Raw genomic sequence first — 14,950 nt, forward strand, 5'->3', positions numbered from 1 at the left:
AGACGCGAGGAGGGCGGGTGCCGAAGCACCCGCCCTCCTCGGGATCCGCTGAGATCACTCGGCCTCGTCGGCCGCCTTCGCGGTCTTGCGCGTGCGCTTGGGCTTCTTCTCGGCCGCGGGAGCCTCCTCGGCCGGAGCCTCCTCCGCAGCGGGAGCCTCCTCGGTCGCACCAGCCTCGTCGGCCGGAGCCTCCTCCGCAGCAGCCTCTTCGGCCTCGGGCTCGTCGTCGACGGCCGCGAAGTCGCTCACGTCGACCGGGTTGCCCGCGGTGTCGACGACGGACACCTTGCCGAGGACGATCGCGATCGCCTTGTTGCGCGCGACGTCGCCCATGAGAGCCGGCAGCTGGTTGCCCTGCTGGAGCGCCTGCACGAAGTCCTGCGGCGACATGCCGTACTGGCCCGACGCCTGGATGAGGTACTGCGTGAACTCGTCCTGCGAGACCTGCACGTCGAGCTTCTCGGCGATCGCGTCGAAGAGGATCTGCGTGCGGAACTGCTTCTCGCTCGCCTCGGTCACCTCGGCGCGGTGCTCGTCGTCCTCGAGGCGGTTCTCCTGCTCGAGGTGACGGTGCACCTCGTCCTCGATGAGGCTCGCGGGAACCGGGATCTCGACCGCCTCGAGCAGCGTCTCGACGAGCTTGTCGCGCGCGGCGGAGCCCTGCGAGAACGCTCCGCGCGTCGCGGCCGTCTCCTTGAGCGACTCGCGCAGCTCGGCGATCGTGTCGAACTCGCTCGCCATCTGCGCGAAGTCGTCGTCGGCCTCGGGGAGCTCGCGCTCCTTGACGGCCTTGACGGTCACGGCGACCTCGGCCTCCTCGCCCGCGTGGTCTCCGCCCACGAGCTTGGAGCGGAACGTGGTCTCCTCGCCGGCGGTGAGCGACTCGACGGCCTCGTCGATGCCGTCGAGCAGCTCGCCCGAGCCGACCTCGTACGACACGCCCTCGGCGCGGTCGATCTCCTGGTCGTCGATCTTGGCGACGAGGTCGAGCTCGACGAAGTCGCCCTTCGCGGCCGGGCGGTCCACGGGCACGAGCGTGCCGAAGCGGGCGCGCAGGCTGTCGAGCTCCTCGTCGATCTTCGCGTCGTCGATCTCGACGGCGTCGACCGTGACGGTGAGGCCCTCGTAGGCGGGGATCTCGAACTCGGGGCGCACGTCGACCTCGACGTCGACGACGAGGTCGCCCGAGAAGTCCTTGTCGCTCGGCCACTCGACGATGTCCGCCTGCGGGCGCCCGAGGATCTTCACGTCGTTCTCGGCGACGGCGGCGCGGAAGAACCCGTCGAGGCCCTCGTTGACGGCGTGCTCGATGACCGCGCCGCGGCCGACGCGCTGGTCGATGATCGGAGCGGGAACCTTGCCCTTGCGGAAGCCGGGGACCTGCACGTCGCGCGCGATGTGCTCGTACGCGTGCTGGATGCTCGGCTTGAGGTCTTCGGGGCTGACCGTGATGTGAAGCTTCACCCGCGTCGGGCTGAGCTTCTCGACGGTGCTGTTCACCATGCTGGTTCGTTTCTCCTTGTGACGGACCCGCACGCCGGTCGCGACGCGGGCTGAGGTCTGGATGGGCCGTTGGTCGGGGCGACAGGATTTGAACCTGCGGCCTCCCGCTCCCAAAGCGGGCGCTCTACCAAGCTGAGCTACGCCCCGCGGATATCCCCGCGCACGGGAACACGAAACGGCCTCGGAAAGTCTAGCCGACCGATCGGGCGGGACTCGCCACCCGGGACGGCGAGAGAGGAGATGGAGGGGATGACGGGAATCGAACCCGCGTGACCAGTTTGGAAGACTGGGGCTCTACCATTGAGCTACATCCCCGGAACTGCGTCCGGCAGCGTGAACGATCCTATCCCACGCGCGCACCTGCTTCCGACACGGCACGGTCTGAGGTACCTCATCCGGCTCGTCCGGCCCCGGGAATACGGCGTTCTGCCGATGCTCGGGCGCCGCCTCAGGGACGACCGTGGAGTCATGTTCATCGATCCTCTCCACAGCCTCTCCGTCCACCGCGCCGAGATCGAGGAGGCCGAGCGCCGTGCGGCTCGCGAGCGCTCGATCCGCGAGCGACTCGAGGCCGACGCCGCACAGGGCGATCGGATCCCGACTCGGCGCGCATCCCGGGCGCGTCGGCTCCTCCCGCGCCTCTCGTCGTGACATCCGCCGTCCGCCGCGATGTCGACGGTCCGTGTGATGATGACGCGGTGACGATCAGGACCAGTCCGCGCACGGTCGGGCGCGAGAGCGAGCACGCCCAGCTCGTCGCGCTCTTCGAGGCCGCCGAGCGCGGCGAGCCCGCGCTCGCGCTCGTCTCGGGCGAGGCCGGCATCGGCAAGTCGCGGCTCGTCTCCGATCTCGCGGCCGCGGTCGGCGGCCGCGCGCGCGTCCTCGTGGGCCACTGCGTCGACCTCGGTCGCGTCGGCGAGGCGTACACGCCCTTCACCGCCGCGCTGCGGGTGCTCATCGCCGACCTCGGCGTCGACCGCGTGCGCGAGCTGGCGGGCCCCGGGGCCGCCGCCCTCTCGGGCATGGCGCCCGCGCTCGCGAGCGAGGCGGAGCCGACCGGCCAGCAGCCCTACGAGGCGCTCGCCCATCTGCTCGAGACGGCGAGCCGCGAGCAGCCGGTCGTGCTCGTCCTCGAGGACGTGCACTGGATGGACAGGGCGAGCCTCGGCGTGCTCGCCTACCTCGCGCGGGTCTCGCTCGACGCCCGTCTGCTCGTCGTGGCCACGTACCGGCCCGAGGACATCGGCCGCACGCACCCCGCGCGCGATCTGCTCGGCGAGCTGGCGCGCAGCCGCGCCACGACGCGCGTCGAGCTGGGCCGCCTGGACCGCGAGGACGTCCGCGCGCTCGTCGGCGAGCTGACCGGCACGGCGGTCGCGGGGCCGCAGCTCGACGCGATCGCCGCCCGCAGCGACGGCGTGCCCTTCTATCTCGAGGAGCTCGTCGCCGTGGAGGGCTGCGACGACGAGCGCGCCCTCCCCGGCGGCCTGCGGAGCCTGCTGCTCGCGCGGTACGAGCGGCTGTCCGATCCGGCACGAGCCCTTGCGCGCGCTCTCTCGGTCGGCGGACTGTCCGTCGCGCACGCGCTCCTCGAGAGGGTCGACGGCCTCGACGCGACCGCGCGCGACGCCGCCCTCCGCGAGGCCCTCGACGCGGGCCTCCTCGTCCTCACGGACGACGGCTACGCGTTCCGGCACGCGCTCGTGCGCGAGGCCATCCTCGAGGACGCCCTTCCCGGCGAGCGCGAGCGCCTCCACGAGCGATACGCCGAGGCGCTCGAGGAGCGCGCCTCATCCGGCGCGCGCGTGGCAGCGGCCGTCGCGCACCACCTGGCGTCGACGCGAGACGCCGCGCGGGCGTTCCCCGCCTCGATCCGCGCGATGCAGGAGGCGCGGGCGAGCTCCGCCTACGCGTCCGCCGCGCAGCACGCCGAGCAGGCGCTCGCGATGTGGGATGCCGTGCCCGACCCCGAGAGCACGGCCGGGATGCCGTGGCTCGAGCTCATGGGGAGGGCCGCGACCTACCTCCGCAACGCCGGCGAGACCGAGCGCAGCATCGCCGTGTCGCGCTCCGCGCTGGCCGCGTGCCCTCCCGACTCCATCCACCACGTCCGCCTCACGCGCAATCTCGCGCGCGCCCTCTCCAACGCCGCCCGTCCGGGCTCCATCGAGGCGTATCGCGACGCCCTCGCGACCGTCGAGCGGATCGGCGGGCACGAGGAGCTGCGCGTCGATCTGCTCATCTCCCTCGCGGGGCGGCTCATGCTGGCCGGCGAGCGCGCCGATGCCCGCCGCCTGGCTCTCGAGGGCGCCGCCGTCGCGGAGCGGCTCGGAGCGACCGCGCTCGTCTCGAACGCGATGAACGTCGCCGGGCTCTGCCTCGCGCACGGCGGCGACCTCGCAGCGGGGTGGGCGGAGCTCGAGCAGGCACGGCAACTGGCAGGCGACGATCGCGCCGCGCGCCTGCGGTACTGGGTCAACGCGTCGGATCTCGCGCAGCGGGCCGGAGACCCGGAGCGCGCGCTCGAACTCGCCCGGCTCGGGATGGCCGAGGCTCAGGCCTACGGCCTCGAGCGCACCTCGGGCACCGTCCTCGCGTCGAACGCCGCCGACCCGCTCGCGAGCCTCGGCCGGTGGGACGAGGTCGACGCCCTCATCGACCGCGCTCTGGCCGCCTCGCCCCCGTCGGTCAACGTGACGTACCTCGCGGTCGTCCGCGCGTGGTCCCTCGTCTGGCGGGGCGATCTCGCCGCCGCGGCCGCGACGCTCGAACCGCACCGAGCCGTGCTCCGCTCGACCGCCGAGAACGAGATCCAGGCCCTCCTCACCGTGGCGCGCGTCGACATGGAGCTCGCGCTCGCGGACGGGCGGCCCGAGGTCGCGTGGGACGCGGCCGCGGGCGTGCGGGCCGTGCCCGTGGAGCGACTCGCGCTGAACTCGGGCAACGCGGTGCCCCTGGCCTGGTCGTTCGCCCGCGTCGCGCGCCTGGCCGGGAGGCGCGGCGGACACGCGTTCGGGCAGGAGGCTGGCCGGCTCGCCGAGCGCCTGATCGACCAGTTCGCGGGCTGGCCGACGCACGGCGTGTGGAGTGCGCTCACCCGCGCCGAGCTCGCCGACGACGAGCCGTCATGGCGCGCGGCCGCGGCAGCAGCGGAGGGCCGCGAGGCGCCGGTCGGGCTGCTGCCCTACGCGCTCGCCCAGCAGGTGCGGGCACGGGTCGAGGCCGGAGACCGCGCGGGCGCCCGGGCTCTCGTTCCGTCCGCACGCGCGGCCGCGCGCGAACGCGGCGTCCTCGGCGTCCTGCGCGACCTGGATGCACTGGCCGACGAGGCCGGTCTCCAGGGACGCGACGGGCACGCCGATCCGGTGCTCACGGCGCGCGAGCTCCAGGTCCTCGAGCTCGTCGCCGAGGGCCTCAGCAACGGCCAGATCGGGCAGCGCCTGTTCATCAGCACGAAGACCGTCAGCGTGCACGTGTCCGCGATCCTCCGCAAGCTCGGAGCGGCGACGCGCACGGAGGCCGCACACCGGGCGGCCGACCTCCTCGGCGCGACCGCGCCCTGATCAGCGCTCGCGGAGCGCCGCCTCGTGGCGCGCCGCGTGCGCGAGGTAGTTCTCGGCGTTTCGGAGGAGTCCGGCGACCTCCTCGTCCGTGAGTGCGCGGCGGACCTTCGCGGGCACTCCCGCGACAAGACTCCGCGGCGGCACGACCGTGCCCTCGAGCACGACCGCTCCCCCGGCGACGAGGCACTCGGCCCCGATCTCGGCGCCCTGCAGCACGACGGCGCCCATGCCGATGAGCGACCGGTCGCCGATGCGGCAGCCGTGCACCACGGCGTTGTGCCCGACCGACACGTCGTCGCCGATCTCGGTGTCGAAGCCGGCGCCGACGTGCACCGAGACGCTGTCCTGGAGGTTGCTGCGCGCGCCCACGCGGATGGCGCCGGTGTCGCCCCGGAGGACAGCGTTGTACCAGACGCTCGTCTGAGGGCCGAGCGCGACGTCGCCGACGACGCGCGCTCCGTCGGCGAGGAACGCATCGGGCGGGACGACCGGCCGCACGCCGTCGAGAGGCAGGACCGTGGCACGGGGCGAGACGCTCATGGTCCGACGATACGTCCGCGCGCGCCCTCTCGCATTCGATGCCAGGTTCGGCAAGCCTAACTTTCGCCCGATCATCTGCGATTTAGCCGAGCCTCTGCTTGCTTGCGGAATGCCAGCCGACGAGTAGCGTTGTCTTCAGCGACAGGGCGCGACACGCGCCCGGCAAGACGAAGGAGAATCCTCATGAGCGACGCACAGACCATCTCCGCGACCGCCGCCGACCCGACCGTCGCCGCCGGCTCGGCCCAGTTCCTCTCTCCCGTCGTCCTCGGCCTCCAGGCTCTCGGCGTCAACGGCAAGCAGGCGCACTGGCACGTGCGCGGCGCCAACTTCATCGGCGTGCACGAGTTCCTCGACACGCTCGTCGACCACGTGCAGGAGTGGGCGGACCTCGCCGCCGAGCGCATCGTGGCCCTGGGCCTCCCCATCGACGCGCGCCTCGCCGCCGTCGCCGGCAAGGTCCCGACGACCGGCGCGCCCGCGGGCTTCGCCCAGTCGGACGCCGTCATCCGCGGCATCGTCTCCGACATCGACGCCGTTCTGGCCGACCTCCAGGCCGCCATCGACGGTCTCGACGAGGTCGACCTCACGAGCCAGGACGTCGCCATCGAGATCAAGGCGGGCCTCGAGAAGGACCGCTGGTTCCTCGTGGCGCACATCGCCGAGTGACCCTCGCTCTCCTCGTCAGAAGGCCTCGCTCCGCTCGGAGCGAGGCCTTCGACGTGTCACGGCGCGGTGGGCGCGCGGCTCCCTAGCCGAGGTGCGTGAGGCGCCCGTCGACGAGGGTCGCGTGCACCGGCATGGCACGCAGCGCGTCGGCTCCCGCCGTCAGCGGGTCGTGCCCGACGAGTGCCAGGTCAGCCGGCTCGCCGGGCAGGACCCGCGCCGGATCCGCCGTGCCGCCGTCGGTCGAGGCGGCGAGAGCCGTGCGGGCGTCGAGAGCCTGATCGACCCGCCAGGGCTCGCTCGCGTCGCGGGTGCGGAAGACCGCGGCCGCCATCTGGACCCACGGGTCGAGGGGCGAGACCGGCGCGTCGGACCCGAGCAACAGGCAGGCTCCGGCCTCGACCAGCTCGCGGAGCGGATAGGCGACCGCCGTCTGCGCAGCCCACTCGACGCCGGCGAGCTCGCGATCGTCGAGGGCATGCTCGGGCTGCACGCTGGCCTCGACGCCGAGGCGGGCGAACCGCGCGATGTCGGTGCGCGCGACGAGCTGGACGTGCTCGATGCGCCCGGGCACGTCGGCGGCCGCGAACGCGTCGAGCGCGTGCCGGGCCGCGACGTCTCCGATCGCGTGGATCGTCGTCGCGATGCCCGCGCTCGCGGCGCGCGCCACGAGCTCGATGAGCGCGCGCGGCTCGACGTTCAGGCGCCCGCGGCTGACGCCGTCGGCGTACGGGGCGCTCGTCGCGGCGGTCCGCGTGCCGAGCGACCCGTCGGAGATGACCTTGAGCATCCCGAAGGACACGCGGTCCGACCCGTCGAGCGCCTCGCCGGTCGACAGTCCCTCCGCGATCGCCCGGTCCAGGTCGTCGGGATACACGTCGAAGCGCACGCGGACGCGCTCGTCACCCCGCGCCATCCGCCGTCGCCACCGATCGGTGTTCCAGCCGATCTCGAGGTCCTGCACGCCGACGACGCCTCTCGCGGCGGCGGCCGCGAGCATCCGGTCCAGCGCGGCGTCCTCGTCCTCCGGGGCGAGCTGCTTGAGACGCTGCTCGACGAGGAAGGCGGCGCCCTCGCGCACGAGACCCGCGGCGTCGGCCGCGAGGCCCTCACGCCGCGCGGCGGCCGAGTTCAGCCAGACGCCGTGGAGATCGGAGCTCACGAGATAGGTCGGGATGTCGCCGGTCACCTCGTCGAGGAGGCCCAGGTCGGCGGCATCCGTCCAGAGGCCGTCACGCAGGCGCGCGACGACCCGGCGCCCGTCTGCTCGGACCGGGGCGGCCGCGGCCGCGCGCGCGGCCTCCTCGGCGGACGCGGCGTGCTCGACCGACGGCGTGCCCTGCGCGAGCGCGCACTCGAGCGTGTGCACGTGATGGTCCCAGAGGCCTGGGACGAGCCATCCGCCCGCGCCGTCGAGCACCGCGCCGCTTCGGCGGATCGCGCCAGCGGGCGCGATGTCGGCGATCCGTCCGTCCGCGAGCCACACGTCGTACACGCCGTCGACGTCGTACTCGGGGTGGGCGAGCAGCTCGCGCCCCTCGCCCCCGATGCGGACATCTGCAATGACGTCGACCCGGTCGCCTCGGCTCAGCGCTGGCATGTCGGGCACCAGTAGAGCTTGCGCGCCTGCATCTCCTCGAGCACGATCTCCGTGCCGCAGACCCGGCAGGGCAGGCCCGCGCGGTGGTAGACCCAGTGGCGGTCGTCCCTGCTCGCCATCGCGCGACGCCAGGCGTCGCCCTCGAGCCCGTCCATGGTCATCATCTGCCCCGTCTCGACGCCGATGCGCAGGAGCACGACCCAGTCGCGCCACAGCCCGCGCACCGTCTCCTCGGGGATGTCCTTCCCCGGCGTGTGCGGGTCGAGCCCCGCGCGGAAGAGCATCTCAGCGCGGTAGACGTTGCCGATGCCGCTCACGACCGACTGGTCCATGAGCAGCTGGCCGATCGCGACATTCCGGCGGCGGACCGCCGCGAGGAAGCGCTCCTCGCCCTCACCGACGTCGCCGACGAGCGGATCGGGGCCGAGCTTGGCGATCACGCGGGCGATCTCGTCCGGCCGCTGCACGACGCATGCGGTGGGTCCACGGAGGTCCGCGCAGGTCGTCTCCGTGAGCAGGCGGACGCGCACCTGGCCGACGACGGGCGGCGGCCACTCGGCGTCGGAGGCGGCCAGGCCGTCCGGCTCGTCGAGCCCTCGCGTCTGCTCGGACATCCGCACGTGCACGCGCGTGCGACGCGGGGCGCCGATCGACGCGAGGGAGTTCTCGCCGGCGTCGTCGAACACGCGGTCGGCGTCGGAGAGGTCGGTGCCGCGCTGATTCGTCTGCCCCATCCGCCCGTTCGCGGACGCGATCGTCGGGTCGACGAGGATCTCGCCGGCGAAGTCCCACGCTCCGTACAGGCCGAGGTGCACGCGCAGCCAGACATCCTCGTCGAACTCGAGGAACATCTGCTTGCCGACCGCCTCGGCGCGCGTCATCGTGCGGCCGTCGAGGATGGCCGCGCCCTCCGCGAAGCGCCCCTGCGGGCTCGTCGCCCCGACCGGGCGGCCGACGAAGTTGCGCGCGAACTGCCGCGCGATCCGGTGGACGGAATGACCCTCGGGCATCCGCTAGGACATCGTGCGCGGAGCGGGCCCGTCGACGAGGGCGCCGTCGCGCTCGTAGGCGCCGATCTGCGCGATCCGGCGGACGTGACGCTCGTCGTTCGAGAACGGCGTCTGGATGAAGCGGTCGATGAAGCGCGTGACGTCCTCGAACGTGTGCTGGCGCGCGCCGATGGCGATGACGTTCGCGTCGTTGTGCTCGCGCGCGAGCTCGGCGGTCGAGAGGTTCCACACGAGCGCCGCGCGGATGCCCTCGACCTTGTTCGCCGCGATCTGCTCGCCGTTGCCCGAGCCGCCGAAGACGACGCCGAGCGCGGGGACGCCGGCGCGCTGGTCGTCGACGACCGCCTGCGCCGCGCGGATGCAGAACGCGGGGTAGTCGTCGAGCGGGTCGTACTCGACCGGCCCGTGGTCGATGACCTCGTGGCCCTGGGAGGCGAGGTGGTGCTGCAGCTGGGTCGAGAACTCGAGACCCGCGTGATCGGTCGCGATGTGGATGCGCATGGAGACGATTCTCCCCTACCTGCGGGGGTGCCCGTGCACGGTCAGGGCGCGACGCCCGCCGCGGCCGGCAGGAAGCCCAGCCGCGCGTTCTCGCAGTCGCCGGGGCGCGCCACGTCGTACCAGGGCCCCAGGTCGGTCAGGTGCGGCCGCTCGCTCGCGGGCGTTCCGTGCAGGCGCTCCTCCACGAGGTCGACGAGACCCGCCACGAACGCCGGATGCGTGCCGGGCGTGCGGGTGCGGACCGCGCGGATGCCGGCCTCCGCGGCCGACGCCATCGCCTCGTTGTCGAGGTCCCAGAGGACCTCCATGTGGTCGCTCACGAAGCCGAGCGGCACGATCGCGACAGCCTCGACACCCTGCGCGGGCAGCCCGGCGATCACGTCGTTGACGTCGGGCTCGAGCCACGGCTGCGACGCGGGGCCCGATCGCGACTGGAAGACGAGGTCCCATCCGGTCCTCGCTGCGGCCGGGATCTCGTCGGCGAGGCGCTGCATGATGTGCGCCGCCACGGCCCGGTGCTGCGCCGCGTACGCTCCCCCCTCGGGCCAGGAGCGGTCGCGCGGACCGGAGCGGTCGGCGTCGGCCGTCGGGATCGAGTGCGTCGAGAACAGCACGCGCACCGCCCCGGCGCCCACGCCGTCCGCGAGGAACCCGGCGACCGCGTCGCGCACACCCTCGTAGAAGGGCTCGACGAAGCCGGGGTGGTCGAAGAACAGGCGCACCTTGTCGATCGTCACGGGGTCGTCCCCCGTTCCCAGGCCCGTCTCGGCGAGGACGCGTGCGTAGTCCTCGCGGTACTGACGGTCGCTCGAGTACGAGCTGTAGGCGCTCGTGGCGATCGCGAGCAGGGTGCGGTGTCCGTCGGCGTGAGCGGCCCGAACGGCGTCATCGAGGTACGGCGCCCAGTTGCGGTTGCCCCAGTACACCGGCAGGTCGAGGCCCCGCCGGGCGATCTCGGCCTCCAGCGCGGCCTTGAGCGCGCGGTTCTGGGCGTTGATCGGGCTCACGCCGCCGAAGTGGCGATAGTGGTGCGCGACCTCCTCGAGACGCTCGTCGGGGATCCCCCTGCCGTGCGTCACGTTGCGCAGGAAGGGGATGACGTCGTCCTGCCCCTCGGGGCCGCCGAAGCTCGAGAGCACGATCGCGTCGTAGGCGACGGGGACCTCGACGAACGGGCCTCCCCCGGCCGCGGCCGGGGAGGCGAAGGGGACCGCTGACTGCGTCGGGGTGCTGCTCGTCGTCACCCCTCCATCTTCGCACCCGCGTAGAAATCAGGGTGTTCAGGCGGCGTTCAGGGTCCCGTCACGGGCGGTCCCGCCGCGATTCCCGCGAGCGGAGCCCGTCGAGCACGTAGGCTGTTCAGGTTGCCGCAGGCGTCACCCGCGCGCCCGGAGATCTTTCGTCCCCTACCCCATGGGAGTGAAACAGTGCCTGGAGAGAACCTCACCCGCGTCGAGGCGCAGGAGCGCCGCGCGATCGTCGAGACGCAGACGTACGAGATCGCGCTCGACCTGACCAAGGGCGCAGAGGTGTTCGGATCGCGCAGCGTGGTGCGATTCGCCGCGACGCCGGGAGCGAGCACCTTCATCGACCTCATCGCGCGCGACGTGCGGGAGATCACCCTGAACGGCCGCGAGATCGACCCGTCATCCGCCTACGCCGACGCGCGCATCCGACTCGACGACCTGGAGGCCGAGAACGAGCTCGTCGTCGACGCCGACTGCCTGTACACGAACACGGGCGAGGGCCTCCACCGCTTCGTCGACCCCGTCGACGGCGAGGTGTACCTCTACTCCCAGTTCGAGGTGCCGGACTCGCGGCGCGTCTTCGCGGTGTTCGAGCAGCCCGACCTCAAGGCGACGTTCCAGTTCACGGTGACCGCGCCGGCGTCGTGGAAGGTCGTGTCGAATCAGCCCACGCCCGAGCCCATCCCGCACGACGACGGCGTCAACGCGACGTGGGGCTTCGAGCCCACCCCGCGCATCTCGTCCTACATCACGGCGCTCATCGCGGGCCCGTACGAGGAGACCCGCTCGGAGCTGACGTCGGCGTCCGGCCGCGTCATCCCGCTGGGCATCTTCGCCCGCAAGAGCCTGTGGCAGCACATGGACGCCGACTACGTCTTCGAGAAGACCCGTCAGGGCTTCGCGTACTTCGAGGAGAAGTTCGGGTACCCGTACCCGTTCGCGAAGTACGACCAGCTCTTCGTCCCCGAGTTCAACGCGGGCGCGATGGAGAACGCGGGAGCGGTCACCTTCACCGAGACGTACGTGTTCCGCAGCAAGGTCACCGACGCCGTGAGGGAGCGTCGCGTCGTCACGATCCTGCACGAGCTGGCCCACATGTGGTTCGGCGACCTCGTGACCATGAAGTGGTGGAACGACCTGTGGCTCAACGAGTCGTTCGCCGAGTGGGCGTCGACGATCGCCACGGCCGAGGCCACCGAGTGGACCGAGGCGTGGACGACGTTCAACGCGATGGAGAAGACCTGGGCGTACCGCCAGGACCAGCTCCCCTCGACGCACCCGATCGTCGCCGAGATCAACGACCTCGAGGATGTCCAGGTCAACTTCGACGGGATCACGTACGCCAAGGGCGGCTCCGTCCTCAAGCAGCTGGCCGCGTGGGTCGGCATCGACGCGTTCTTCCAGGGCGTCGGCGCCTACTTCCAGAAGCACGCGTACGGGAACACCACCCTCTCCGACCTCCTCGTCGAGCTCGAGAAGACGAGCGGCCGCGACCTCGCCCCGTGGTCTCGCAAGTGGCTCGAGACGGCAGGCGTCAACACGCTCTCCCCCGTCGTCGACGACGACCACGACGGCCGCATCACGCGCTTCGCGATCACGCAGACGGCCCCGGCGGACTACCCGACCATCCGCCCGCACCGCCTCGGCATCGGGTTCTACGACCTGCAGGACGGCGCCCTGACGCGCACGCACAGCGTCGAGATCGACGTGGACGGCGACCTCACCGAGGTGCCGCAGCTCAAGGGCATGCGCCGCCCCGCCCTCGTCCTCCTCAACGACGGAGACCTCGCCTACGCGAAGATCCGCCTCGACGACCGCAGCCTCGCGACGGCGATCGACCACCTCGCCGACATCGCGGACCCGCTCGCCCGCTCGCTCGTCTGGGGCGCCGCGTGGGATCAGACGCGCGACGCCGAGACCGCAGCGAGCGACTACGTCGACCTCGTCCTGCGCAACATCGGCCGCGAGACCGAGTCGACGACCATCCGCACGACCCTCGCCCAGCTCCAGCTCGCGGCGAACAGCTACGTCGCGCCCGAGTCGCGCACCGAGACGCGCCGCAAGGTCGCCGACGGCCTGTGGGCGCTCCTGCAGGACGCCGAGCCCGGCAGCGACCTCCAGCTGCAGCTGACGACGGCCTTCGCCTCCGCCGCCTCCGAGCCCGCGCACTGGGATCGGGTCCGCGCGCTGCGCGACGGCGAGATCGTGCTCGAGGGGCTCGAGATCGACACCGACCTCTCGTGGCAGCTGCTCGTCTCGCTCGCGGCCGGCGGCCGCGCCGACGACGCGGCGATCGACGCGGCACTGGCCGCCGACAACACGGCCAAGGGCGCCGAGTCCGCCGCCCAGGCGCGCGCCGCGCTCCCGACTGCCGAGGGGAAGGCCGCCGCGTGGGCGTCGCTCATCGACAGCGACGCGCTTCCCAACACCGTCATCCGCTCGGCGGCGCTCGGGTTCGTCCACCCCGCGACGCGCGACCAGCTCGAGCCGTTCGTCGAGAAGTACTTCGAGATGCTGATCCCCGTGTGGGAGTCCCGCACGTTCCAGATCGCGTCGTACCTCATCGAGCTGCTGTACCCCGCGCCGCTCGCGAACGCCGACCTGCGCAAGGCGACGCGCGCGTGGCTCGGCGAGCACGCCGATGCGCCCGCCGCGCTGCGCCGGATCGTCGCCGAGAACCTCGCCGGCGTCGAGCGCGCGATCGCCGCGCAGGAGCGCGACGCCGAGTAGCCCCCGCTCACAGCGAGCCCCGGTGCGATCCAGAGGATCCACCGGGGCTCGCGCCGTACGATCGAGGTGATGATGAAGACCGAGACAGCGGACCCTACCGACCTCAGCTGGTGGCAGGATCGCCTCGTCGAGCTGGGGCAGTTCGGCTGGCTCCTCGTGCAGGCCGCCATCGCCGTCCTGGCGTGCGTGATCGTCGCGTGGATCCTCCGCCTCGTCATCCGACGCGTCGTGAAGCGCATCGTCGAGGGCGCGAAGAGCAAGGCGAAGGTCGACGACACGCGCGCGCTCGAGCGGTCGCCGCTCGCATCCGTGCGCGTCGTGCAGCGCACGCGCACGCTCGGCTCGATCCTCACGAACGTCGTCAACATCGCGATGGTCGTCGTCGCGCTCGTCCTCGTCGCCTCGATCCTCGTGCCGGACGTGCTGGCGTCGCTCTCGCTGCTCACCGCCGCCGTCGGCGCGGGCCTCGGCTTCGGCGCGCAGAACATCGTCAAGGACGTCCTCAACGGCATCTTCATCGTCGCGGAGGACCAGATCGGCATCGGCGACGTCGTCGACCTCGGCCTCGCGACCGGTGTCGTGGAGTTCGTCAGCGTGCGCATCACGCACGTCCGCGACGTCAACGGGGTGCTCTGGTACGTCCGCAACGGCGAGATCACGCGCATCGGCAACATGACCCAGGGATGGTCGCGGGTCGTCCTCGACCTGACCCTCCCGAAGGACATCGTGATCGAGGATGTCGAGAGCCTCATCGCCGACACCTCGCTCGGACTCGCGCACGATCCGCGCTGGCGCTCGCGCGTCATCGGCGAGCCGGAGGTCTGGGGCCTCGAGTCGCTCGAGGGCGAGACCCTCGTCGTCCGCCTCGTGATCAAGGCCAAGCCGACCGCGAAGGACGACGTCGCGCGCGAGCTGCGCGAGCGCCTGCGCGCGGTCCTCCTCACCGAGGGCATCGACGTCACGGGCATCGCCCGCGCGACGCTCGAGGGCGCGGAGGGCGCCCTCCGCGTGCGCGGGGCGAACCCGCCGACGATCACGAGCGAGCTCCCCGAGAGGCCGACGTGGCGACCGCGACCGCGCGACGAGAAGAGCCCGACGGCGCCCGCGGGGCGCCAGGAGGGCGGGCAGGACGAGGAAGAGGGAGCCGACACGTGAGCGAGCCGAAGAGCCTGCGCCCCCTCGGCGTGGGGACGTTCTACGAGCAGGTCGGCGGGCGCCCGACATTCCAGAGGCTCGTCGCCGCCTTCTACCGCGGCGTCGCGGACGACGAGGTGCTGAAGCCGATGTACCCCGAGGAGGACCTGGGCCCCGCCAAGGAGCGCCTGCTGCTCTTCCTCGAGCAGTACTGGGGCGGTCCGACGACGTACAGCGAGACCCGGGGCCACCCGCGCCTGCGCATGCGGCACGTCGGGTTCCACATCGACCCCGAGGCGCGCGACCGATGGCTGGCCCACATGCGCGCAGCCGTCGACGAGCTCGGCCTGTCGCCTGTCCACGAGGCGACGCTCTGGGACTACCTCGAGCGCGCCGCGCACGCCATGGTGAACACGTTCGAGCCCCAGCCCGGACGCTGACGGGTCAGCGCTCCCG

Annotated in this window: 12 protein-coding genes and 2 tRNA genes; 6 read left to right on the forward strand and 8 right to left on the reverse strand. The window is 72.4% G+C overall.

Going from position 1 to position 14,950, the window contains the following annotated elements; all coding sequences use genetic code 11:
* Nucleotides 1–54: 54 nt before the first annotated feature.
* From tig to M1D46_RS11740, 3 genes are all read right to left on the reverse strand, one after another.
* The gene (tig, locus tag M1D46_RS11730) at nt 55–1,503 is read right to left on the reverse strand and encodes a trigger factor (RefSeq protein ID WP_456285626.1); all 1,449 of its coding nucleotides are present in this window, start codon (nt 1,501–1,503) and stop codon (nt 55–57) included.
* Nucleotides 1,504–1,573: 70 nt separating this feature from the next.
* Nucleotides 1,574–1,650: transfer RNA gene (locus M1D46_RS11735), tRNA-Pro, on the reverse strand.
* 94 nt (nt 1,651–1,744) lie between these two features.
* A tRNA-Gly gene (locus tag M1D46_RS11740) sits at nt 1,745–1,818 on the reverse strand.
* Nucleotides 1,819–1,971: 153 nt separating this feature from the next.
* Between M1D46_RS11740 and M1D46_RS11745 the strand changes: the two genes are divergently transcribed.
* A complete protein-coding gene (locus M1D46_RS11745) occupies nt 1,972–2,154 on the forward strand; it encodes a hypothetical protein (protein ID WP_271172028.1) in 183 nt (60 codons plus the stop codon).
* A gap of 47 nt (nt 2,155–2,201) precedes the next feature.
* Nucleotides 2,202–5,066 (forward strand): helix-turn-helix transcriptional regulator, encoded by a 2,865-nt coding sequence (locus tag M1D46_RS11750; RefSeq protein ID WP_456285627.1) that lies wholly within the window; start codon nt 2,202–2,204, stop codon nt 5,064–5,066.
* Here the strand turns inward: M1D46_RS11750 and M1D46_RS11755 are convergent, their stop codons facing one another.
* Nucleotides 5,067–5,606, reverse strand: coding sequence for a gamma carbonic anhydrase family protein (locus M1D46_RS11755; protein ID WP_456285628.1), 540 nt, complete (start codon nt 5,604–5,606; stop codon nt 5,067–5,069). It abuts the gene before it with no gap.
* Between the two features lie 183 nt (nt 5,607–5,789).
* Here M1D46_RS11755 and M1D46_RS11760 point away from each other — a divergent pair, with 183 nt between their 5' ends.
* Nucleotides 5,790–6,275, forward strand: coding sequence for a Dps family protein (locus tag M1D46_RS11760; RefSeq protein ID WP_271172031.1), 486 nt, complete (start codon nt 5,790–5,792; stop codon nt 6,273–6,275).
* Between the two features lie 82 nt (nt 6,276–6,357).
* On the opposite strand, the gene M1D46_RS11765 is transcribed toward M1D46_RS11760, so the two are convergent.
* Genes M1D46_RS11765 through M1D46_RS11780 form a run of 4 tightly spaced genes read right to left on the reverse strand, consistent with a single transcriptional unit; the run spans nt 6,358 to nt 10,627 of the window.
* On the reverse strand, nt 6,358–7,872 hold the full coding sequence (locus M1D46_RS11765; RefSeq protein WP_456287163.1) for an amidohydrolase: 1,515 nt from the start codon (nt 7,870–7,872) through the stop codon (nt 6,358–6,360).
* Nucleotides 7,860–8,882: an Fpg/Nei family DNA glycosylase gene (locus tag M1D46_RS11770; protein ID WP_456285629.1), complete on the reverse strand. Its 1,023-nt coding sequence runs from the start codon at nt 8,880–8,882 to the stop codon at nt 7,860–7,862. The genes M1D46_RS11765 and M1D46_RS11770 overlap by 13 nt, the downstream gene beginning before the upstream one ends.
* A 3-nt stretch (nt 8,883–8,885) precedes the next feature.
* The gene (locus tag M1D46_RS11775; RefSeq protein WP_271172033.1) at nt 8,886–9,383 is read right to left on the reverse strand and encodes a ribose-5-phosphate isomerase; all 498 of its coding nucleotides are present in this window, start codon (nt 9,381–9,383) and stop codon (nt 8,886–8,888) included.
* Nucleotides 9,384–9,424: 41 nt separating this feature from the next.
* Nucleotides 9,425–10,627 (reverse strand): ferrochelatase, encoded by a 1,203-nt coding sequence (locus M1D46_RS11780; protein ID WP_456285630.1) that lies wholly within the window; start codon nt 10,625–10,627, stop codon nt 9,425–9,427.
* A gap of 183 nt (nt 10,628–10,810) precedes the next feature.
* On the opposite strand from M1D46_RS11780, the gene pepN reads away from it, so the two are divergent.
* From pepN to M1D46_RS11795, 3 genes are all read left to right on the forward strand, one after another.
* A complete protein-coding gene (gene pepN / locus M1D46_RS11785; RefSeq protein ID WP_324014637.1) occupies nt 10,811–13,360 on the forward strand; it encodes an aminopeptidase N in 2,550 nt (849 codons plus the stop codon).
* Between the two features lie 69 nt (nt 13,361–13,429).
* On the forward strand, nt 13,430–14,515 hold the full coding sequence (locus M1D46_RS11790; protein WP_324014636.1) for a mechanosensitive ion channel family protein: 1,086 nt from the start codon (nt 13,430–13,432) through the stop codon (nt 14,513–14,515).
* Nucleotides 14,512–14,934, forward strand: coding sequence for a globin (locus tag M1D46_RS11795; protein ID WP_456285631.1), 423 nt, complete (start codon nt 14,512–14,514; stop codon nt 14,932–14,934). Before M1D46_RS11790 ends, M1D46_RS11795 begins: the two co-directional genes overlap by 4 nt.
* Nucleotides 14,935–14,950: the final 16 nt, after the last annotated feature.

The organism is Microbacterium sp. JZ70 (assembly GCF_053903225.1).

Coding starts and splice junctions, on each gene's coding strand:
- M1D46_RS11770 (WP_456285629.1), bottom strand. CDS start 8,882: ATGCCCGAGGGTCATTCCGTCCACCGGATCGCGCGGCAGTTCGCGCGC.
- M1D46_RS11755 (WP_456285628.1), bottom strand. CDS start 5,606: ATGAGCGTCTCGCCCCGTGCCACGGTCCTGCCTCTCGACGGCGTGCGG.
- M1D46_RS11760 (WP_271172031.1), top strand. CDS start 5,790: ATGAGCGACGCACAGACCATCTCCGCGACCGCCGCCGACCCGACCGTC.
- M1D46_RS11765 (WP_456287163.1), bottom strand. CDS start 7,872: ATGCCAGCGCTGAGCCGAGGCGACCGGGTCGACGTCATTGCAGATGTC.
- tig (WP_456285626.1), bottom strand. CDS start 1,503: ATGGTGAACAGCACCGTCGAGAAGCTCAGCCCGACGCGGGTGAAGCTT.
- M1D46_RS11745 (WP_271172028.1), top strand. CDS start 1,972: ATGTTCATCGATCCTCTCCACAGCCTCTCCGTCCACCGCGCCGAGATC.
- M1D46_RS11775 (WP_271172033.1), bottom strand. CDS start 9,383: ATGCGCATCCACATCGCGACCGATCACGCGGGTCTCGAGTTCTCGACC.
- M1D46_RS11790 (WP_324014636.1), top strand. CDS start 13,430: ATGATGAAGACCGAGACAGCGGACCCTACCGACCTCAGCTGGTGGCAG.